The 22032-nt window shown below is 69.5% G+C and carries 14 protein-coding genes; 11 read left to right on the forward strand and 3 right to left on the reverse strand.

Annotation, left to right across the window (positions count from 1 at the left end):
• Positions 1 to 86: 86 nt before the first annotated feature.
• Both KBX63_RS23930 and KBX63_RS23935 read right to left on the reverse strand, forming a co-directional pair.
• Positions 87 to 3128 carry a tetratricopeptide repeat protein gene (locus KBX63_RS23930; protein WP_210914474.1) on the reverse strand — a complete coding sequence of 1014 codons (3042 nt, stop codon included), beginning with the start codon at positions 3126 to 3128 and terminating at the stop codon, positions 87 to 89.
• Between the two features lie 549 nt (positions 3129 to 3677).
• The gene (locus KBX63_RS23935) at positions 3678 to 3890 is read right to left on the reverse strand and encodes a hypothetical protein (protein WP_210914477.1); all 213 of its coding nucleotides are present in this window, start codon (positions 3888 to 3890) and stop codon (positions 3678 to 3680) included.
• 13 nt (positions 3891 to 3903) lie between these two features.
• On the opposite strand from KBX63_RS23935, the gene KBX63_RS23940 reads away from it, so the two are divergent.
• The 4 genes from KBX63_RS23940 to KBX63_RS23955 all read left to right on the forward strand — a co-directional run bounded on the left by KBX63_RS23940 (position 3904) and on the right by KBX63_RS23955 (position 6573).
• A complete protein-coding gene (locus KBX63_RS23940; protein ID WP_210914480.1) occupies positions 3904 to 4197 on the forward strand; it encodes a hypothetical protein in 294 nt (97 codons plus the stop codon).
• Positions 4198 to 4890: 693 nt separating this feature from the next.
• Entirely contained in the window at positions 4891 to 5916 is a 1026-nt protein-coding gene (locus tag KBX63_RS23945) for a DUF4041 domain-containing protein (RefSeq protein ID WP_307871809.1), read from the forward strand.
• A 41-nt stretch (positions 5917 to 5957) separates the two neighbouring features.
• Complete coding sequence (locus KBX63_RS23950) at positions 5958 to 6320, forward strand: hypothetical protein (RefSeq protein WP_210914481.1); 363 nt, start codon at positions 5958 to 5960, stop codon at positions 6318 to 6320.
• Positions 6307 to 6573, forward strand: a complete 267-nt coding sequence (locus tag KBX63_RS23955; RefSeq protein WP_210914482.1) for a hypothetical protein — start codon at positions 6307 to 6309, stop codon at positions 6571 to 6573. Before KBX63_RS23950 ends, KBX63_RS23955 begins: the two co-directional genes overlap by 14 nt.
• 213 nt (positions 6574 to 6786) lie before the next feature.
• On the opposite strand, the gene KBX63_RS23960 is transcribed toward KBX63_RS23955, so the two are convergent.
• Positions 6787 to 8412 (reverse strand): hypothetical protein, encoded by a 1626-nt coding sequence (locus KBX63_RS23960; RefSeq protein WP_210914484.1) that lies wholly within the window; start codon positions 8410 to 8412, stop codon positions 6787 to 6789.
• Positions 8413 to 9365: 953 nt separating this feature from the next.
• Between KBX63_RS23960 and KBX63_RS23965 the strand changes: the two genes are divergently transcribed.
• From KBX63_RS23965 to pglX, 7 genes are all read left to right on the forward strand, one after another.
• Positions 9366 to 10367 carry a hypothetical protein gene (locus tag KBX63_RS23965; RefSeq protein WP_210914486.1) on the forward strand — a complete coding sequence of 334 codons (1002 nt, stop codon included), beginning with the start codon at positions 9366 to 9368 and terminating at the stop codon, positions 10365 to 10367.
• Positions 10364 to 10921, forward strand: a complete 558-nt coding sequence (locus KBX63_RS23970) for a hypothetical protein (protein ID WP_210914487.1) — start codon at positions 10364 to 10366, stop codon at positions 10919 to 10921. The genes KBX63_RS23965 and KBX63_RS23970 overlap by 4 nt, the downstream gene beginning before the upstream one ends.
• Complete coding sequence (locus KBX63_RS23975) at positions 10852 to 11445, forward strand: hypothetical protein (protein ID WP_210914489.1); 594 nt, start codon at positions 10852 to 10854, stop codon at positions 11443 to 11445. The genes KBX63_RS23970 and KBX63_RS23975 overlap by 70 nt, the downstream gene beginning before the upstream one ends.
• Positions 11446 to 11828: 383 nt before the next feature.
• A complete protein-coding gene (gene pglW, locus KBX63_RS23980; protein ID WP_210914493.1) occupies positions 11829 to 15959 on the forward strand; it encodes a BREX system serine/threonine kinase PglW in 4131 nt (1376 codons plus the stop codon).
• Between the two features lie 80 nt (positions 15960 to 16039).
• Positions 16040 to 16459: a hypothetical protein gene (locus tag KBX63_RS36800; protein ID WP_374102258.1), complete on the forward strand. Its 420-nt coding sequence runs from the start codon at positions 16040 to 16042 to the stop codon at positions 16457 to 16459.
• Entirely contained in the window at positions 16342 to 18195 is a 1854-nt protein-coding gene (locus KBX63_RS36805; RefSeq protein ID WP_374102259.1) for a prolyl oligopeptidase family protein, read from the forward strand. Before KBX63_RS36800 ends, KBX63_RS36805 begins: the two co-directional genes overlap by 118 nt.
• Positions 18192 to 21692: a BREX-2 system adenine-specific DNA-methyltransferase PglX gene (gene pglX / locus KBX63_RS23990; protein WP_210914499.1), complete on the forward strand. Its 3501-nt coding sequence runs from the start codon at positions 18192 to 18194 to the stop codon at positions 21690 to 21692. The genes KBX63_RS36805 and pglX overlap by 4 nt, the downstream gene beginning before the upstream one ends.
• Positions 21693 to 22032: the final 340 nt, after the last annotated feature.

Here is a 22032-nt window from a genome sequence, read left to right on the forward strand (position 1 = left end):
TCTCGAGGATCTGCGCCCAGCCGATCGCCGAGTCGGATTGACCGTACTGGCCGGCGGGGACACCGCAAGCCGGTGCGGTCGCTGGGTCAGTCGCGTCCCGGTGGCAGGAAGGGATCGTCGTGGGCGACATCGTCGGCGTTCCACCGGTAGCGGACGGTCAGCAGGTGGCGGACCGCTGCGAGGTCGATCGGCTGCCGGAGGGTGAGTTTCCAGATCGAGCGGGCGCTCGCCGCCACGCTCACGTCTAGGGTGTGGCGCAGCGCGTCGGAGGTGAAGAATCGGGGCGGCAGCGGGTCGTTGTCGGGCTCCGGGCCGAGGAAGAAGTCGCGGGCACCGGCGAAGTCGTCGACCAGGTGCGGGGCGCGGTGGGTCATCCGGACGTTCTTGGCGAGGTTGTGGGTCGCGAACAGGATGTGCCAGTCGCGCCAGCCCTGCTCGCGTAACGCGGCGACGGTAGCGGCGAAGGCCGGGTCGCGTCGCAGGCCGGTCAGGGTGGGCAGCATCCGGGCGGGCAGGTCCTCGTACTTGGAGCGGATCCCGGCGTGGCTGTCGGCCTCGGTGTATCCGGGCCCGGGTGTCTGCGGAAAATCCAGGCCCGGCCCGGGTTTCGGGAACGCCGTGACGTCGGCGGGCAGCAGCTGCCGATCGGTCAGGGCGGGGTCGATGTCACGGTCGCATCCGAGATCGCCGTGCACACTGTCGTAGGCGTAGGCGAAGCAGATCATGGAGATCAGGCCGTCGTGGCCAGCCTTGGTAATCAGGTTGTCCCATCGGGCGTTGGACAGGGTGGAGACGGTGAGGATCACGGTGGTCACGGCGGTCAGGGTCTGCTGTGCGACGACTTGGGCCGCTTCCCGCCGATTCCCGGTGACCGCGGCCAGCATGCACCGGAACCGGGTCTCACCCGGCACGGACCCGTTTTCCTCGATGGTGGCGGCGGCGCCGGGCGGGCCGGCGGCCACGTGGACGGTCACCCGGGTGGGCAGCAGCGCTGGGTCCGCCGCGGCGAGGTAGGCGAGGATGATCTGCAGTGCTGCGGCCAGCCGCTCGCCGACCACGACGTCCGCGGCGCTGTTGGCGAACTCGATGGTCCAGTCGACGCCCAGGCACGCGAACCGAATCCGGCGGAGTCCGGTGGTGTCGGCGAACGGTGCGATCCCGAGGCGGTCGGCGATGCGGGTGGCGTGCCGGGTGACGTCCCAGCCGTCCCACCAGGGTGGGCGGGCACTGGTCAGTGCCGCGGTGGCCATGTCGAACAGCCCCCGGATGCGGGGGTCGGTGACGGCGTGGCCGACCAGGTTCGTGACGGCGGGCTCGAGTTTGTCGGCCAGGGCCTTGATGGTGACCAGCTCGAGCGCGGCGTCGCTGACCCACGGGTAGCGGTCGACCTCGCCGGCGCGTTCGGCCATCAGGGTGTGGGCGGTCAGTGCCCGGTGGTTGAGCCGGGTGGCGCTGGCCCAGTTGCCCTGCTGGTATTCGGCTGCCGCTGCTTTGAACAGGCCCTGGGGGAACAGGTCGGGGTCGTCGCGGCGGGTCAGGCCGGCGGCCAGCAGGCCGTAGTACTTGGCCGCCGCGTACAGGTGCAGCTGCTGGTACGCCTCGGCGGTGGCCAGGGTGGCGTGGACCAGCCGGGCCCCGGAATCGCCGCGGATCAGGCGCGCCAGGGCACGGTGCAACAGCCGTAGGGCGTCCAAGACGCGGCCGGCGGCGAAGAACGTGTTCGACCGTTCGAGGGCTTGGTCGGCGGCTGCGTCGTCGCCCACCGTGTCGGCCAGCAGGCCGTCAAATACGTCCGCGATCGTCGCGTAGCGCCGGTCGTCCATCAGCAGCGGCATGTTGAGCGTCAGGAACCTGTTGACCGGCTCGATCGGGTACATCGGCGCGTCGGGCAGTGTCTCGGCCAGATGAGCGAACGCGTCCAGCACGCCGGGCAGGTCCACCGCGGGAATCTGTGCCGGAGTGAGCCCGTAGTCGGCGATCTCCTGCATCCGCTCGTCAACGGTGAGGTCGGTGGTGGCCCCGCCGAGCCGGTAGTCGCGACCGCCGGGACCGGCCCGGGTCAGGTCGGGCTGCATCTTGAGCGCGGCGAGCGTTTCCAGCAGCGAGCAGCGCTCACCGGGATAGGTTTCGGCGGCGAGCAGTTCAGTGACATGAGTGGTGAGCTGCGCGTTCCAGGACATGATCCGGTCGGCGGAGTGGCCGGTCTCGTCGCGGGCGAACGCGGCACAGGTGAGCAGCAGCAGCACCGTGGCATCCGCGATCAGGTGCACGTCGCGGCTCACGGCGGCGTCGGTGATCTCCGCCGTGGTGAGCTCGTCGACCGGGCGCATCGATCCCAGCCCGAGGTGGTGGGCGATGATCACCTGATGGCGGGTGGCGTGCCGCAACGAGGCCGGCACGTCGTCGGCCATCAGGGGCGCGAGTTTCTCCAACCAGAACGGGATGTCCTCGCGGCCCTCCCGTTGCTGGTAGGCGTAGCGCAGGCAGACCGTCAGGTCGACGTGGTCGCCCCAGCTCCAGGCCGCCGTCGGGCTCTGGCGCCATCGGGCCAGGTCGGCCTCGTACCAGTCCGGCCGGTCCGGCGGCGGTGGCAGCGTCCGGCCTGGCAGGTGCAGGTACTGCTCGGCGATCCAGAACGTCGCGTGGTGGGCCAGCAGCTCGGAGATGCCGGCGCCGTCGAAGATCTCAAGATGGACATCGTGGGCATTCCGGACCTGTTCTTGCAGTTCGTGGCGACGAGCGACGGGGATGTTCACCTCGCAGTACGCGAGAATGAACGTCACGGCCATACCGGACGCCATGATCTTTCCGACATCCCCGCGGATCTTGGTGCCGATGTCATCCTGCTGCAGGGTGCAGGTGAAACCGACCCCGTCGTTGTCGGACATGCCAATCTTCCGGCCCAGCGGCTGTGTCTGCCCGGCCAGATCGGTGCGGTACGTCTCGAAGTCCCGGCCCTGGTCACCGCCGGAGGCGACCGGCCCGGTCGCGATCAGCACGTTACGGGTCACCGTCGCCCGGGCGAGCATCCGCGTCATCGTCTCGAACTCGAACTGTCCGTTGCGGGCAGCGAGCTGGCTCAACGCGAACCGGATCTCCGCCTTCGCCTGCTCGACCACACTCGCCATCGCCGACCTTCCCCGTCTCCTGCACCCACCGATGTACCCGGCGGCAGAGCCGGGCCAGCATAGTCGCCGGGTCCGACATCACCCGGGCAGCGACGGCGCCTGGTCACGACGGTGCGACGTCGAGTCGTGCGAGCTGGGCTGCTCATCCTCGTCGCTTCGTTCCCGTCGGCCGGACGGAGGTAGGTCACCTGGGAAGTCTGCTGAGGCGCTCCGGATGTCAGCTACGACATCCTGCTTGCCGCCCTCCAACAGGGCGATCATCGCGTGTTCTCCGACGTCACGGGCGCCCGGCGGTCCCTTCTCCGCCAGGATGACGAAAAGCCTGTACGCAGAGAATCCCGCGGCACTGCCATGAACCGATGACACGGCGAAGCGACTGCCCAGGCGAGGCCATACCCGGCCGGTGGGTGCGCTCGAGTGCCGGTGGGCGTCGGTGGACTGTCCGGAGCCGGGTGCCTGGAGCTGATGGTCAAGGCTGAGACGCTGTACGACGCGGCGAACTGCGACGCGCGCTGTCGGGAAGTCGACAGCCGCAGGCCGGTTCCGCCGCTACGTTGCCCGGATGATCCGCCGCCTCCTCCCCGTCGCCGCCGCGCTTGTTTTGGCCGTGGCGCTAACGGGTTGTTCCAGCGACACCGAGCCCGCCGCAGCACCACCCTCCAGCGCCCCCACGCTCACCACAGCGGCGCCGACCGCAATCAGCGCCGTACCATCGGCAAGCTCCAGCCCATCGCCCAGCGCGTTGCCGTCGTACAGACCCACCCTCCCCACTGTTATGACCGACGATGGTGGCAACTGCATTCGGGCGGGCCGCTGCGGCTATTACGTGGCAGGGGCAAGCTGCAAGGGCATCGAGTGGTGCAAGAAGGCTCATCTTGTCGAGCCGGGCGACTGGGCGACAGAGGGTGGAACGGACCTGACGGGGTGCATGTGGGAGCTGTCAACGCCACCGGAGTACGGCCACACCGACGGCGGCTACGCGACCAGTTACATGCAGGTAACGGTGCCGAAGGGTGCCATCTTCAGCACCCATGACTGCGAGAGCGACTGGGAGTGGGTGCACCCCTGATGTTGCGGGGTGGCACGCCGACAAGCCCCGCGGGCGCGGGCCGCGGGGGTCGGGGATCAGGGAGCGCGGTGGGAGCAGCCGGGTGTCCTGAACGGCGTTGAACTGCATCCAACCGCACGCAACGACGCTCAACGGCACCCGCGCCCACCTGTTGTTCTGCTTTTGCGCAGGTCAGGATCGGTGCGGCGTCCTGCTTCACCGCGGAGTGTTCCGCGATTTCCGCAGTAGTCGATAGCTCTCGATCTTCGCTGGAGGGGAAGTGTGCGCAGGTCGCGGCAGTAAGGAGCGCCTGGTTGGCCTGGCCTTGCATGTGGGACCAGATTGGGCGCAGGGTGGCGAAGTGGTCACCGCGCCCGAAGTGCTCACCGACACCGGGCAGGGTCGAGGCCTCTGGCCTGCGGTGATACAGGCGAGCGGTTCGGTGTGACCTCCCAGAGAAGACCGAAGAGGTCGTGCTCTGTTGCTTCCCGTCTGGTCAGAGTTGGCTGTGGTCGACGAGCCTTCGGCGGGCTGAAGTGGTCAGGCGAAGTCGCTTTGGTCCTTACTCGATCGGACGTCGACACTTGCGCACGGAGTCTGGTATAGGCGATCGCTGGCCTGGCCACGGCTACCGGTCGTGGCCCTGTTCATTGCATCGATACCGCGTCGTTGGATCTAGATCGCCGGTTGCTGGAGGTTCGTCAGCAGGTCGTGGTGACCGAGGAGACGGCGCTGCTGCAGGAGGCCGGCGTCTACGAGTATCGGCATCCCCTGTCGGATGCGGTCGCCTACCAGGCCGCTCTGGCTGGGCTGCAGGGCCAGATCAAGAGCATGACCAAGCGGGAAGGCGGAGCGGTCCTGGCCGCCACTGGCTGGACGGTGAACGGTTCCGCGGCCGAGGGGCGGGTGATGCTGCGGGACTTCTCCAGGCTGATGCTGCGGGCCTACAACGCCGAGGCGGACAACCTGGTCCGCGGCCTGAGGCCCTACAAGCTCGACTCGGCCGTCGAGCGGCTGGGCAAGGTGGCGGCGACCATCGCCAAGCTGGGCAAGACGATGCAGATCCGCATCTCTGAGGACTATCACCGGCTGCGGGTTCGCGAATTGGAGCTTACGGCTGACTACCAAGCGAAGGTCGCCGAGGAGAAGGAGCGTGAGCGGGAGGAGAAGGCGCGGCTGCGGGAGGAGCGACGGGTCCAGCAGGAGATCGAACGCGAGCGCGCCCGTCTAGACAAGGAGCGCCAGCACTACGCCAACGCCCTCGCCGCGCTGCAAGCCAAGGGCGACGTCGACGGGGCCGCCCAGATGCAGGAGCGGCTGGCGCGGATTGACACCGCGATCGAGGACGTGGACTACCGGGCCGCCAACGTGCGCGCCGGCTACGTGTACGTCATCTCGAACCTGGGGGCGTTCGGCGAGAAGATGGTGAAGGTCGGCTTGACCCGGCGCCTTGACCCGCTCGACAGGGTGAAGGAACTCAGCGACGCCTCCGTACCTTTCAACTTCGACGTGCACGCCCTGTTCTTCTCCGAGGACGCCGTCGGCATCGAAGCCAAGATGCACGCCCGCCTGGCCGACCGCCGAGTCAACCTCATCAACCAGCGACGTGAGTTCTTCTATGCCACTCCCCATGAGGCTAAAGAACACCTGCTCGAGCTGGCCGGCAGTCTGCTGCAGTACGAAGAGACTCCCGAGGCGCTCGAATACCGGCAGAGCCTGACCCAGGCCAAGGGCCGATGATGGCGACGATCGAGGGTCCACACCGGAGCTGAGGAGCTACCTTGACGACCACCCGCACCCGCCGCCTCGCCGTCGCGGCGGCCGCGATGCTCGCCCTCGCCAGCTGCGGCGACGCCTCGGCGCCTACCCCGGCACCGACCAGCACGCCGCCGAGCCCCACGCCGCCTGCGACCACCCTGGCCGCGCCGACGACCAGTCCGACGCCGGACACGGCGGCCGCCGAGGACAGCCCCGCTGATGCGGCTCTGGCGTTCGGGAAGTCCGCTCCCATCGCGGATCTCGCGACCGCCACCGCCTACGGATTTCGGCAGCCGGTCGCCGCCAGCGCCCCCCGCCCCAATGGGCAGCCGGGGCTGACCTGGGCCGCCGCCGACGTGAAGGGTTTGCGCGGTGAAGAACCTTGACGACGGGTACGACGGTATTACCGTCACCAACGACCGGTGGAAGCTCGTCTACGCCGACGACACCGAGATGGGCGCGTCGAACATCACCTACAATCAGTTCCCGCAGCCGGAGTACCCCACAGGGGAGAAGGACCTGCCGGACGGGAAGTGCGTGCGCGGCTGGATCACCTTCCGGGCGCTGAAGGACAAGCGGCCGGCCTACGTGGCGTACGAGCCGGAGAACCAGCCGGGAGCGCGTTGGGCCGTGGAGTAGCACCACCACGCAACGAAAGGCCGGCCACCCCGGAACGAGGGTGGCCCGCCTTTCACGTTGCGTGTTTTTGATGTTCCCCGGGTTGGGTGGAGTCGGTTTGGTTGGCTCGTCAGGCTCATCGCTCACAGGCACCAGTCGGTTCGACGGGGGACATGCCCGCCGACCAGCTGCCGGCGGCTTCGCGCCGATTAGGGGAGCAGGCGTTGCGGAATCTCACACAACAGTTGCGTCTTCATCTGGATGACCGGTATCACTGATCATTGCACCCTGACTGAGTCCATTGCTACATCGGGCCGCTGTGACCCTCTTCCGCTCGGCGTGTATCAGGGCATCGAGACATTCCGGGCTGACAAGTGCGGCATCGAACGTCTCGGTCCACCCGTTCGGCAGCTGCTGGATCGTCAGGTACGGCTCGTGACCCTCCGCGCGCAGGCGCCGAATGATCGCCTGCTCGACCGCGAGGGCGTCGTCCCCGGTCGTTACGGGATACTGCGAATGCAGTTCGAATCCGTACCGGCGGTGCTGCGTGATCCGGTCGTTGTTGCGCTGCTCGGCGCCGGCGACACCAATCTTCACCGCACTCAGCTTGCGGTGGACGACGACGTACACCCGGGCCGGCTCTCCGCGCTGGAAGCCGTACCGCGCGCAGTACCGGCATCCGCCACCGGATCGGACCTTCGCCAGTGTGGGACGGCTTTCCTGCCCGCAGACGGTGTGCCGGCAGAGCCATGGCGTCATCGATGTCTGGTACGGATCCAACGGTTCGAAGCCCGCCTCACGCATCGACGCTGCCGCTTTGTGGGGGTCTTCCCGGCGGGCTACGGCCGCGCGCAGGTCGGCGCAGCGTCGGCATCCGGATTGCCCGGCGAGGATCGATCGGTACGTGGGTGAGGTGGTTCGGCCGCAGCCGGTACACACGCAACGCCACGGGTACTTGATTCCCTGGTACGACTCCTGTGGCTCGAGACCGAGCGCGCGCATCTTCGCTTCCGCTTCGGTGGAATCGTGCCGTTGCGCCTTGCCGCGGGCTTTGCTGACGCAGTACCGGCAAGCCGGAGGCCTCGCCTTCTGCAGTCGCGGGTACACGATCGCGTCGCAGCGGGCGCATCGCGCCTTGTACGGCTCACCCGTACCGGGGTACGGCGCCAGCGGTTCCAGGCCGGCGTCTCGCATTCTGGCTATGGCTTGGTGGGCGTCACCGCGCAGCGAGGCGTTCGCTTTGCGGCGGCCGCATGGCCTGCAGCCGCCCTGCCCGTGTCTGATGCTAGTTAACCGCGGTTCTCCGACGGTTCCGCAGGTCAGGCATCGAGAGCGCCACTTGGTATCGAGGCCGTGGAAAGGCTCAAGCGGTTCCATGCCGGCTTCCCGCATCTCGCGTTTCGCGTCCTCAGCGGTGACCGGGGCGCCCTTGCGGCAGAACAGGCAGCCGCCGTGACCGGTGCGCACGTGGCTGTACCAGGGGGTCACCTCGCGGCCGCATGGCACATGCCGGCATCGCCACGGCTTGCTGGTGCCCGGATACGGCTCGAGCGGTTCCAAGCCGGCGGCGCGCATAATCTCCTCGGCAGCCCGTGGGTCCGTGTATCGGCCCGCGCAGTGCACGCACCCGTTCTGGCCCTTCGCGATATTGCTGTACCGGGGTGTGACCTCGCGCAGGCAGCGGGTGTGGGTGCACCGCCACGGTTTGCTGGATCCGGGATAAGGCTCGAGCGGCTCCAGGCCGGCGGCGCGCATGACAGCGGCTGCCGCTTGCGGGTCAACGGTCCGGCGCCGGTCAGGTCTGGTGACTGATGGCACGGGCGTCCCCGCGGCATGGAGTTCGAACAGCGGCATCGTCACCGGCCACAACATAGATGCACCCACCGACAACCTGTATAGGCGGACTGTCGCAAGACGTCCGTTGACCTCTCCACCTAGCCTCGCTGGTGCCAACCACTGGGCCGGCAGCTCACCATCGGTCGGCGGTCGGCGGCCCGGTGCGAGCCCGGTTTGGGGGAGCAGGTTGGGAGCAGCGGGGTGCACTGAACAGCCTTGAACTGCGTCCAACGGCATCGAACGGCGCTCAATTGCACCCACCCCTGCCTGCGGCTCCACGTTGCCGCAGGTCAGAGTCGGTGCAGCGTCCTGTTTCACACCGAAGAGGTCACTGGTTCGATCCCAGTATCGCCCACCATGGATGAATGCAGGTCAGGAGCCCGTCGCCGGAGATGCCGGTAACGGGCTTCTCGCCGTTTGCCCCCATACATTGGGAGCAGATTGGGAGCACGCTGTTGCCGCCCTCGAACCAGGCTTGGCTATGGGTGCTCGCCGCTCGCCACCCGACCCGCGCTGTGGACCAGGTCCTCGTCCCCACCGACGGGGACGCCACCGCCAGCCACCGCTCATGACACCGCACCCTCACGACAACACCACCGACCGGGCGCCCGGGGTCGTCAACCGACGCGGTCGACAGTGCCTGCGGTAAGCACCGGCGGGTCACCCCGGTCGGCACCGTCATCGTCGACCACTGTGGTGTCCCACGGTCGGCCAGGGGCGCTCGCGTCGCGACATCGGGGACTGTCGGTGGGGCGGGTTAGGCTGTTGGCGAGCAGAAGACCCCGCAGCCACGGGCGCACGGGGACGACGGGCTACGGGGCCGTTTCTTGATTCGCACCCAGGAACATACCCGGTAAAGGTTGCCGGCGGCAGACGATGGCGCCGCCGAGCGGCCTTTGTTCACCCACGCCCTCTTCATCGCCGTACCTGCGGGGTCCCACCATGGCCGGGTTCCCGGCGTAAGAAGGAGGACGTCGATGTCCCTGGAAGACCAGCTCGAAGAGGGCCGCAAGAATCTCGAAGTCACGCTGGAGGAGTTGCGCGAGGCGCGCCGGCGCCGCGGGTTGCTCAGCGCGGCGCTGCTTGACGCGTTCCCTGGTGCCCGCACCTACATCAACGGTTCCGTCGCGCACGGCGACGCGAACACGCCGCTGACCGACGTCGACCTCGGCGTCGTGGTTGACGTGGCCGGGTACGGGCCGGACGGCACCGGGCCGCTGCCGCTGATGGAGCAGGGCCGTGACGCGATCCGGGAGCACCTCAAGGACGAGTTCGACAACCTCACGGTCACCGTCGAGGGCCAGAAGCGCTCCGTGCTGGTGCGGTTCGGCGCGCCGGTCACCGCGGGCGAGAAGGACTTCACCGCCGACGTGATCGTGGCCCTGGACCACCCGGACGAGGGGTTGTGGATCCCGAACACCACGATCGCGGCCGGTTGGGACCGGGCGCACCCCGAGAAGCACACCGAGCTGGTCCTGCAGGCCAATGAGGACACGGGCAACGTGTTCGCCCGCGCGGTGCGGCTGCTCAAGCACTGGCGTGCTCACCACGGCAAGCCGCTGTGCTCGTGGAACATCAAGGCACTCGCCCTGGGGTGTATTGCGGACGAGGAGCGGCCTCTGCTGGAGGCGCTGCGCCTCTTCTTCATCCACGCCGCAGACGAGATGGCCGCAGGGCTCACCGAGGACCCGGCAGGCGTCGCCGGGAAGATCAAGCTGCCGTCGGGGATGACCCGAGAGGGTGCGGCCTGGCGCCTGGGGCTGGCGCGGGACAAGGTGGCCGAGGCCATCGAACACGAGCAGGCCGGCCGGCCTGCCCTCGCCCGGCATGCCCTGCACACCGTGCTGCCGCACGTGGTCGCCGACAGCGACCAGGGCGCGCAGGTGGCCGAGCAGGCGCTGCTGACCACGGGCGCGTCGGCCGCCAGCCTGATCGTCCCCGGGCCGGAGACTTCCGCGCGGGCGTGGTCGCCCCGGTGACCGACTGGTACGGCCGGCGAGCGTCGTGGTGGGCCCCGCTGGAAGCTGCCGCCCGGCGTCGGCTGGGGCCCACCCTGTCCCACCAGCACATCCTCGACCCGGCCTGCTACACCGGGCAGTGTGAAATCGTCGTCTACCGCATCGAGGCACTCGAGGTGATCGGCGACCCGGACCCGGTCGAGGTGACCATCCGCTTCCACAAGCTGCCGCCGTACGACACGTACGGGTTGTCCCCGGAGGACTACCCCCGGGTCTTCGCCAAGCCGGGTGCCACCTCCAAGCACCGCATGCCCGACGGGGCGTTGTGCATGTGGATGCCGCTGGACCCGCCGCAGCGGCGGTGGACCCACGACAAGGGGCTGCTCGAACTCGTCGAGCTGACCCGCCGGCACCTGTTCCTCGAGGACTACTGGCGCCGAACCGGGGTGTGGCTACTCGAAGACGCCCCCCACGGGCTGCCCCAATCCGAAGGAGGTGGCAGGACATGGTCTACGCCCAAGCAGCGGAAACCGGCTGGACGGCCGCGCAGACGGCAATCGTCATCGTCGCTGTGATCGCGATCCTCGGCGGTGTCGTCTCCGCCTCGATCACCTACACGCTCAACCAGCGCGCCGCCCGCCGGGAACGGCAGGCCAAGGCGTTCGCCGAGGCCCTCAATGCGGTCGAGGACTACGCCGAGATGCCATACCGGATCCGACGCCGCCGCGACACTCCTGAGGCCCGCTACGACCTCACCGACGAGGTCAGCAAGATCCAGTCCCGGCTGGCGTACCACCAAGCTCTCCTGCAGATCGAGGCGTCCGAGGTCGCCGCCAGCTACGTCGCGCTCGTCCGTGCCACCAAGATCCAAGCCGGCGGCCAGATGCAGCAGGCATGGCAGCAGCCCCTGCTCACCACCGACGCTGAGATGAACCTGCAGGTCCGCTACCCGCGAGACCAGATCGACGCCGCCCGAGGGGCCTGCATCGAGACCATGCGAGCCGCCCTGCGACGGCACCGGACCCGCCACGCTCCCACCCTTCCAACTGCCAACAGTGACCGACCGAAGGTTGCTCCTCTGGGCGACAATCAGCGTTAGCGAGTCAGCGAGCGCGAGGGAGCGATCGGTCCGAGCGCGCGGAAGCCGGCTCCTGATGGTCGCCACCTATGGCAGTTGCAACGACCAGTGGAGCACACATCGAGCATTCGGTCATCGCCCGGCAACGCCCGGTTCCCGCCGCTGCCCAACCGTCGCCGGAGCTGGCCCAACCTGCCCACGACTCGCCGAGCTGTTTTCGAGGTGTATGGCAGCGATCCGCCGGGATCCCAGGCGGGAGGACGGTCCGGGGATCTTTGTGTGTAGGGCGGTGGTCGCCTCAGTTCGGGTGACGGTGGGCGTGGGTGGTGCGTCGCTCGCTGTAACAGCTGCTCGGAGAGCAGGTAAGGTGCCAGAGTTCAGACGGAGGTCAAGGGAGCCAGTGCATGCGTGAGGATTCGCCGCGCTGGGAGCAGATCAACGCGAGCTCCTACACCTGGGAACAGGACGGGCTGCGTGAGCTTGCCAGCTACCTGCCCGACGCCGACCCGTACCACGTCTGGGCGAACGTCGAGTTCGTCGGCGCCGACGGCTCGATCAACGAGGTCGACGCCCTGGTGCTGACCCCCAGCGGGCTCTACGTGCTGGAGCTGAAGCACTGGCAGGGCGAGATCCGCGGCGACGGAACCCAGTGGATGCGCCGGGCACCCAACTCCCGGCTCATCCCGGAGGACAACCCGTACATCCTGGCCAACCGGAAGGCCAAGCGCCTGGCGAGCCTGATCCGCTACTACGCCCGCCAGAACGGCCGCGAGGGGCAGGCGCCCTACGTCGGCGCAGCGGTGTTCATGCATGCCCGCGCGATGCGGGCGAGCCTGGACGCCATCGGCGGCCAGCACGTCTACGGGCTGGAGGGGCACGATTCGGGGCTGCCCGGCCTGAAGGAGCTGCTCCGGACTCCGCCCCGTAACCCGGCGCACCGGGTGGACGAGGCGCGCGGGCGGCAGATCGTCGACCTGGTGCGTGGCGCCAAGATCCGGCCGTCGGTGGCCGACCGCAAGGTCGGCCAACTGCTGCTGCACCCGAAGCCGTTCGCCGAGGGGCTCGGCTGGCAGGACTTCCTCGCCGGGCACGCGCTGGACACCTCGCTGGTGCGTCGGGTGCGGTTCTACCTGACCAGCCGGGCCGCCGAGCACGAGGTGCCGGCGATCCGCAAGGCGGCGGAGCGGGAGTTCCGCCTGCTGCAGGGCATCCACCACCCGGGGGTGGCCCGGGCGCACGACCTGGTCGAGCACGCCTGGGGCCCGGCGGTCATCTTCGACCACCAGCCGGACTGGGTACGCCTCGACCAGTGGCTGCTGCGCCGGGGTGACTCGCTGACCCTGGCCCAGCGGCTGCACCTGGTGCAGGACCTCGCCGAGATTATCGACTACGCGCACTCCCGCCGGCTGGCCCACCGCGCGTTGTCGCCACGCGCGGTCTACGTCGGTGACCCGGACGGACCGCGCCCGACGCTGGTGGTGACCGACTGGCAGACCGGCGGGCGACTGGCGGGCACCACTCAGCTCACCCGGCTCGGCCCGTCGAGCGATCCGGCCAGCCTGGAGCTGTTCTTCGACGACGAGGTCCGCCGTTACCAGGCGCCGGAGGCCGAGAACGCCACCCGCCTGCCCGGTCACCAGCTCGACGTCTTCTCCCTCGGCGCGCTGGCGTACCGGATCTTCGCCGGGACGGCGCCGGCCGCCACGCCCGAGGAACTGGTCAGCGCGGTCCGGGACAGCGGTCTGCACGTGGACGCGGCGGTCGACGGCATGCCGCACACCCTGGTTACCCTGGTCTACGACGCGACCCGTGGCGATCCGGCGCACCGGCTGCCCAGCGTTTCCCGGTTTCACCAGGATCTGGAGAAGGTCTGGGACGAACTGACCGCTCCGGAGCCGGAACCGGTGGCCGATCCGCTCTCCGCCCACCGGGGTGACCTGCTCGACGGTGGCCTGGAGGTGACGGACCGGCTCGGCTCGGGTGCCACGGCGGTCGCCCTGCTGGTCACCCGGGACGGGGAGTCCCGCGAGCTGGTGTTGAAGGTGGCCCGCGACGAGCAGCACGAGGAACGGCTGACCGCGGAGGCGCGTACCCTCGCGAGGTTGAAGCACCCCCAGGTGGCCGCGCTGGTCGACGGCCCGGTGCGGGTCGGCGGCCGGACCGCCCTGCTGATGGAGAGCGCCGGGCCGCGGACCCTCGCAGAGGAGCTGCGCGGCGGCCGGCTCGCCCTGGACCTGCTGGAGCGGTACGGGCGGGACCTGCTCGACATCGTCAACTACCTGGACAGCCAGGGTGTCTGGCACCGGGACCTGAAGCCGGCCAACCTGGCGGCCCGGCCGAGGCCGAAGGACAAGCAGCCGCACCTGTGCGTCTTCGACTTCTCGCTGTCGTCGGCGCCCGCCGACCAGCTCGGCGCAGGCACGGTCGGCTACCTCGATCCGTTCCTCGGCCCCCCGCGCCGGCTGCGCTTCGACGCCGCGGCCGAGCGGTTCGCGGCGGCCGTCGTCCTCTACGAGATGGCGACGGGCGTGCTGCCCCGGTGGGGCGACAACGCCAACCCGGCCGCGATCAGCGACGAGGTGACCCTCGATCCGGCGGCGTTCGACCCGGCGGTCGCCGACCGGCTGGTGGAGTTCTTCGGCCGGACGCTGGCCCGCGACGCGGCGGCCCGGTTCGACACGGTCGACGAGATGACCGACGCCTGGCGGGCCATCTTCCAGCAGGTCCCGCAGCCGGCCGTGACTCCGGTCGGCCCGGTCCCGGCGATGGTGGGCCTGACCCGCGAGTCGCCGCTGGAGGCCACCGAACTGACCGCCCGGGCCCGCTCGGCGCTGGAACGGCTCGGCCTGCACACCGTCGGCGAGCTGCTGGATGCGGAGCCGTCGGCGCTGACCCGTGCCAAGGGGGTGCCGGACGCCACCCGCAAGGAGATTCTCGCCCAGGCGCGGGCGCTGCGCGCCGTGCTGCCCGCCGGCAGCGAGCCGGCGGTCACCGAGGAGCAGTCGCTGGCACAGGGCGTGGAGGCGCTCTGCGCGACCCTGCTGCCGGCCGCCTCGTCCCGCAACCACCGGACGATGGCCGTGCTGCTCGGGCAGGCGCTCACCGACGACGGCACGTTCCTGTGCTGGCCGGCGCAGAGCGAGGCGGCCCGGGCCACCGGCCGGACCCAACCGCAGATCTCCAAGCTGCTCAACGCCCAGGCCAGGACCTGGCTGGGCAATCCGGCGCTGGAGGCCGTGCGCAACGAGATCGTGGCGCTGCTCGACGCCCGTGGCGCGGTGATGTCCGCCGAGGAGCTGGCCCAGGCGCTGATCGCCGCCCGCGGCTCCTACACGCCCGCGCCGAAGCGGCTGCCGCAGGCGATCGGGCTGGTCCGCACCGCCGTCGAGGCCGAGTTGAGCACGGGTGGGAACGCCCGGGTGGCCATCCACCGGTTCCGCACCTCCGGCACCGTCCTGGTCGGTCGGGAGCCGGACGACCCAGCGTCCGACGTCACCGCCGCCGACTTCCTCGGGTACGTGGTGGAGCTGGGCGGCCGGGCCGCCGAGCTGGCCGCCGCCGACCCGCTGCCGACCCGGCAACGCGCCGTCGACGAGCTGCGCCGGCTGCCCGTGCCGGCCGGGATGCCAGTCGTGGCCGATCTGCGGCTGTTGCAGCTCGCGGCGGCCGGGAGCAACGACCGGGTCGACGTCAACGCGCAGGGGCAGCTCTACCCGGTGGAGATGCCGGCGGAGCGGGCGCTGCGGTTGTCGGTGGGCGGCCTGATCGGCCAGCGGCTCAGCGAACAGCAAATCCGCGACCGGGTGCACAGCCGCTTCCCCCGGGCGGAGCGGGTGCCCGGCCGTCCCAAGCTGACCGACCTGCTCGCGACCGCCGAGGTACCGCTGACCTGGCACCCGCTCGACCGGGTGTACGGGCCGGCGAGCACGGCGGCCTCGGTGACCGGCACCCGGATGGCGAGCACCCACGCGCCGCTGCTCGGGCTCACCGCCGTCGATGAGGTGGGCGACAAGCTCGGCTCGGCCATCGAGCGGCGGGCCTTCCTGGCGGTGCTGGCCCCGCTGCGTCGGCTCGGCCCGGCCCGGCGGGCGCTGCTGGCCCGGCTGCCACTGACCGAAGTGGACGTCACGGCGATACTGCTGGACCGGCTGCGCTCGCTGGGCTTCCCCTGGGAGGCGATCGTGGCGGCCGACAACGGCTCGCCGCTGGACGCCGACTTCCGCAGCCTGGTGGACCTGGTCCGGCACCAGGTCGTGCCGGCGGTCAGCGAGGCGATCGCCGCCGCCGACGGAGCGGTGCTGATCACCGAGGCGGCACCACTGGCCCGGTACGGGCAGCTCGGCCTGCTCCAGGAGCTGGCCGACCCGACCCGGCCTCGGCCGGCGGCCCGGCTGCTGCTGGTGCCGGCGCGGCGCCCCGACCCGGCGGTGCTGGACGGGGTGCAGTTGCCGCTGACCTCACCGGCGAGTCAGTCGCTGTGGCTCGCCAATGACTGGATCGAATCGGCCGACAGGTCGAACGCCGGGATCAGGTGATCAGTCGACGGTGCCGGCCGGGCGGGTCAGGTCGGGCAGGCGACCGCTCTTGAGCCGCTTCCTGGGTAGCTTGAGTCGCCATGCCGACACCTGGACGTGGATGCGGGCCGCTCATCGGGATAGTGGCGAAGGTGGCCACGCTGATCGATGAGGGTGATGACCCGTACCTCTGGCTGGAGGACCTGGACGGCGCGGACGCCGCCGGCTGGGTGGCGGACCGCAACGCGGAGACTGTCGCCGCGTTGACGGGCGGCGAGGCGTTCGCCGCTTTGCGAGCCGAGATCCGGCAGGTGCTCGATGCCGATGACCGCATTCCCTACCCGGGCTGGCGCGGCGACGGATTCTGCTACAACTTCTGGACGACGCGACGCATCCGCGAGGGATGTGGCGGCGGACAACCCTCGACCAGTATCGCCGGGCCGAGCCGGAGTGGGACGTGCTGCTCGACCTCGACGCGTTGGCCGCCGAGGAGGGCGAGAACTGGGTCTGGCAGAAGGTGACGGTGCTGCGCCTCGGTTACGAGCGCTGCCTGATCAGCCTGTCCCGGGGTGGCGCCGACGCGGTCGTGGTGCGCGAGTTCGACCTGGGCCGCCGCGCCTTCGTCGAGGACGGCTTCAGGCTTCCCGAGGCGAAGAGCCACGTCTGCTGGATCGACGCCGACCACATCTTCGTCGGCACGGACTTCGGGCCCGGTTCGCTCACCTCGTCCGGGTACCCACGCATTGCCAAGCGGTGGCGGCGAGGCACGCCGCTGTCCGCGGCCGATGTCGTTTACGAGGGGCGCGCGGACGATGTCGGCGTCTACGCCTCGCGCGATTCGACGCCCGGCTTCGAGCGCGACTTCGTGGGCCGCAGCCTGGACTTCTATCGCAGTGAGAACCACCTGCTGACCGGGGCAGGCGAGCTGACCCGGCTTGAAGTGCCGGAGGACGCCCACTGGGACGTGCATCGGGAATGGTTGGTGATCCGGCCGCGCTCGCGGTGGGCGGTCGGCGGGGTGACGCATCCGCCGGGGGCGCTGCTGGCGACCCGGTTCGACGAGTTCCTCGCCGGCGGGCGGGAGCTGACGGTGCTGTTCCGGCCCGACTACCGCACCGCACTGAGCTACCACTTCTGGACCCGGAACCACCTGATCCTGGCCACCCTCGCCGACGTGCAGAGCCGGCTGGAGGTGCTGACGCCCGGTGAGACGGGGTGGCGGCGGGAGCCGCTCGCCGGGGTGCCGGAGCTCGAGCACAGCGGGATCGTGGTCACCGACCCGCACCACAGCGACGCCTACCTGCTCGCGTCGGAAGGGTTCCTACAACCGGCGACGCTCCGGCTCGGACAGGTCGGCGGCGCGGTCGAGACCCTCAAGCGGGAGCCGGCGTTCTTCGACGCAGACGGCCTGGTGGTACGCCAGTTCTTCGCCAACTCGGCCGACGGTACGCGGGTGCTGTACTTCGTGGTGGGGGACCCGAACGGGGCCGGCGGGCCGACGCTGCTCACCGGGTACGGCGGGTATGAGGTCTCCCAGACCCCGCACTACAGCGGGGCCATCGGCCGGGGGTGGCTGGCCCGGGGCGGCACGTACGTGGTGGCGAACATTCGGGGCGGCGGGGAGTGCGGCCCCGAGTGGCACCACGCCGCGATGCGGGAGAACCGGCCCAGGGCGTACGAGGACTTCGCGGCGGTGGCGGCCGACCTGGTGACGCGGGGGATCACCACGCCGGCGCGGCTCGGCATCGAGGGCGGCAGCAACGGCGGGCTGCTGATGGGGGTGATGCTGACCCGCTACCCGGAGCTGGTCGGCGCGGTCGTCGCCCACGTGCCGGTGCTGGACATGCGGCGATACCACCAGCTGCTGGCCGGCGCCTCCTGGATCGCCGAGTACGGCGACCCGGACCGGGAGGCCGACTGGGCCTACCTGCGCGAGTACTCGCCGTACCACAACGTCCGAGGCGGCCGGCCGTACCCGCCGGTCCTGTTCGTCACCTCGACCGGCGACGACCGGGTGCATCCGGGGCATGCCCGCAAGATGGCGGCCCGGCTGCGCGAGCACGGCCACGACGTGTCGTACTACGAGAACGTCGAAGGTGGCCACGGCGCGGCGGCCAACAATGAGCAGCGGGCCTTCGTCTGGGCGCTGACGCTGAACTTCCTGTGGCGGAAGCTGGCCGGGCCGGACCGAGCCCTGCCGCGCCAGGTCTCGCCGGGCGACGCGGCCGAGCGGGTCGGCCGTAGAATCTGGCGGTGATCGAGCTGAAGGCGCTGCAAGCGCAGGTCAAGACCCTGGTGGAGGATCTGCGCGGGCAGGTCGCGGAGGCACCGGGCCTGCGGGCGGAGCTGCTGCAGGAGCACACCCAGGCGAAGGCGGCTGAGCGGGTCGGCGGGAGCTTCGAGACCTGGCTCGACGACGTGCTCGACCAGGCGGCGGTGGCCTGGGTGCTGGGCTGCGTATTCGTCCGGTTCTGCGAGGACAACGAGCTGGTCGAGAAGCTCTGGATCGGCGGCGCCGACCCGGCCGCGCCGGCCGAGCGGGCGGTGCAGCACCGGCAGGCGTACCTGATCGCCAACCCGCGGCACAACGACCGGCACTGGCTGCGGGAGGCGTTCGGCTACCTGCGTGGGCTCAAGGCCACCGGCAAGATCTTCGACGAGCACAACCCCGCGTGGCGGTTCGACATCTCCGGCCCGGCGGCCGAGGAGCTGAGCGACTTCTTCCGGCGCGGGGCCGGGCAGGAGTCGCTGCGCCGCGACGACCTGAACACCCGCTTTCTGGGCGACCTCTACCAGGACCTGTCGACGCACGCGAAGAAGACGTACGCGCTGTTGCAGACGCCGGAGTTCGTGGAGGAGTTCATCCTCGACCGGATCTTCGAGCCGGCGGTCAAGGAGTTCGGCCTCCCCGCGACCAGCGTGATCGACCCGACCTGCGGCTCCGGGCACTTCCTGCTCGGTGCGTTCCACCGGCTGGTCCGCAAGTGGCAGGACCGGGAGCCGGCCACCGACATCAAGGTGCTCGCCGAACAGGCCCTCGGCCAGGTCACCGGCGTCGACATCAACCCCTTCGCAGTGGCGATCGCCCGCTTCCGGCTGCTGATCGCCGCGATGAAGGTGTGCGGGCTGACCAAGCTGGAACGGACTCCGAAGTGGCCGATCCGGGTGGCGACCGGCGACTCGCTGCTGCCCTGGGACGAGTACCGCTCACGCGCTCAGGGCGACCTGTTTGCCGCGTCCGAGGGGCGGGAGGTCTTCGCGTACGAGAGCGAGGACGCCGACCTGCTCAAGGACTACCTGGCCGAGAACCAGTACACGGTGGTGGTCGGCAACCCGCCCTACATCACCGTCTCCGACAGCGCCCGCAACCAGCTCTACCGAGGGCTGTACGACGCCTGCTCCGGCAAGTACGCCCTGACCGTGCCCTTTGCGCAGCGCTTCTTCGGGCTAGCCAAGCGAGGCGACCACGACGGCGATGGTGCAGGGCGCGTCGGTCAGATTACGGGCAACGCCTTCATGAAGCGTGAGTTCGGGAAAAAGTTGATCAATGACTACTTCGCGGGTAACGTTGAGTTGACCGAGGTGATTAACACGGCCGGTGCTTATATACCCGGCCACGGCACGCCCACTGTGATCCTGGTCGGCCGGAACCGATTGGTCAGCTCCCGCTACAGTGGCCCGATCCGTGCCCTCCTCGGCGTCCGCGGCGAACCGTCGACTCCGGCTTATCCCGAGAACGGTCGGGTCTGGTCCGCTATCAAGGCGCAGATCGACGACCCCGGGTCGGAGTCGGACTGGGTCAGCGCCGCCGACCTCGTGCGAGGGCAACTCGCCAGTCATCCTTGGAGCCTCAGCGGCGGCGGCGCCTCCGGCCTGATGGATTCGATCAACGACATTGGCGTAAGGGCTTTGTCCGCGGTAATCGAACAGATTGGCGTTGTGGCCGTAACTCTTGAGGACGACCTGTACTTTCTGCCGCCACGCGTGATCAGCAGGCTACGACTGCCCGCATGGGACCTAGGTATTGGAGACCAACTTCGGGACTACAGAGTCCAGGGTGGCGACCAGGCCGTGTGGCCCTACGATCCGTCTTTCGTTGCATGCAATCTTGAACCCAAGGCGGCCTTGGCTAGATTCCTATGGCCGAATCGACGTGGTTTGCAGCGCAGGATTTGGTTCAGAAAGCCAATCGAAGATATCCCCGGTGTTGCTTGGTATGGCTTTGGTTTTCTCGCGCGTGAGAAGCTGCGGATTCCACTGTCGATCGCGTTTGCTGAGGTGGCGACGCATAACCATTTCGTGCTAGACCGGGGCGGAAAAGTATTCAAGCAGACGGCACCGGTGATCAAGTTGCCGGAGGGTGCGTCGGAAGAAGACCATATCCAGCTGTTGGGAGTCCTGAACAGTTCGACAGCCTGCTTCTGGCTCAAGCAGTCGTGCTTTCCAAAGGGTGGTAGTGGGATTGGACGAGGTATTCAGCCCGAAGACTGGATGGAGCGGTTTGCATTTAATGCATCGAACGTTGAGCGGTTACCGCTGCCTGGGGCGTACCCGTTGGGGCGGGCTCGGGAGTTGGATGGGCTGGCGCAGCGGCTGTCGAGCCTGACCCCGGCGGCGGTCGCCGCGTCGGGGGTGCCTACGAGGCGGCGGCTCGCGGAGGCTGAGGCGGAGTACCACTCGGTGCGGGCGCGGATGATTGCCCTTCAGGAGGAGTTGGACTGGGAGGTCTACCGGCTCTACGGGCTGATCGACGAGGACCTGACCTGCGCCAACCCGCCGGAGTTGGCGCTGGGGGAGCGGGCCTTCGAGATCGTCCTGCACACCAGCGGGGCGCAGACCGAGTGGTTCAACCGGCACGGGTCCAAGCCGATCGACCGGCCGCAGCCGCACTGGCCGGCGGAGTACCGATCCCTGGTCGAGCGCCGGATCGCCGTCATCGGGTCCAACCGGCACATCGGGCTGATCGAGCGGCCGGAGTGCAAGCGGCGCTGGTCCACCGACGGGTGGGAGAAGATGCAGTCGGCCGCGTTGCGGGACTGGCTGCTCGACCGGTTGGAGGCGCCGGAGTTGTGGGGCGGGCAGCCGACGCCGCTGTCGGTGGCGCAGCTCGCCGACCGGGTCGGCCACGACCAGGACCTCCGGGCGGTGCTGGACTTGTGGGTCGGACACGACAGCTACGACCTGACCCGGACGCTGGGCCAGTTGGTTGCCGACGAGCATGTGCCGTACCTGCCGGCGCAGCGGTACAAGCCGTCCGGGCTGCGCAAGCGGGCGCAGTGGGAGCGGACCTGGGCGTTGCAGCGCCGGGAGGACGCGGGGGAGAAGGTCGAGATTGAGGTGCCGCCGAAGTACAGCTCGGCGGACTTCGCCCGGCCGTCGTACTGGCGGTCGCGCGGCAAGCTCGACGTGCCGAAGGAGCGGTTCATCTCCTACCCGCAGGCGGGGCGGGACAGCGACGGCAGTGAACTGCTCGGCTGGGCCGGGTGGGATCACTTGGCGCAGGCGCAGGCGCTCGCCACCGTCTACCTCGATCGGAAGACACAGGAGGCGTGGACGGCGCACCGGTTGCTGCCGCTGCTCGCCGGGCTGGTCGAGATCGAGCCGTGGCTGCACCAGTGGCCCTCTGACGAGCGCCCCGGCTACCTCGGGTCGCCTGCAGACTTCTTCACCAACTTCATCGAGACCGAGCTGTCACAGCTCAGCTCCGACCGGTCGGCGCTGACCCTGCTCCGCGGCGTACCCGAGCTGCCGTAGTCGACGCTGGAGCCAGGGCGCAAGCGATCGCCAGGTCGATTCGCCTGGGTCGCACATATGTCGTGCTGCGGGGGGCCAGGGCCAGACCTGTAGCTCGCGCTGATTGGTGGCCAGAGTCAGGTGCGGGGCCAGCAGAGGCGGCAGGCGGCCTTGCCTCGGTCCTGAGCGGCGGCGGCGCTGATGGTCTCGACCTCGTTGATGTTGCGGCCCTTCTTCTCCGCCTGCCGCACGCCCTGACGGTAGCCGGGACAGTTGGTATCCCGATGGAAGGTCCGCCCCCCGGTGGTGACCACGCCAACTGTCCCACCCGACGGCCACCGATTCTCGAGTTGCACCGGCA

The sequence above is a fragment of the Micromonospora sp. U21 genome (genome assembly GCF_018070045.1).
In the GTDB taxonomy this organism is placed as follows: Bacteria; Actinomycetota; Actinomycetes; order Mycobacteriales; family Micromonosporaceae; genus Micromonospora.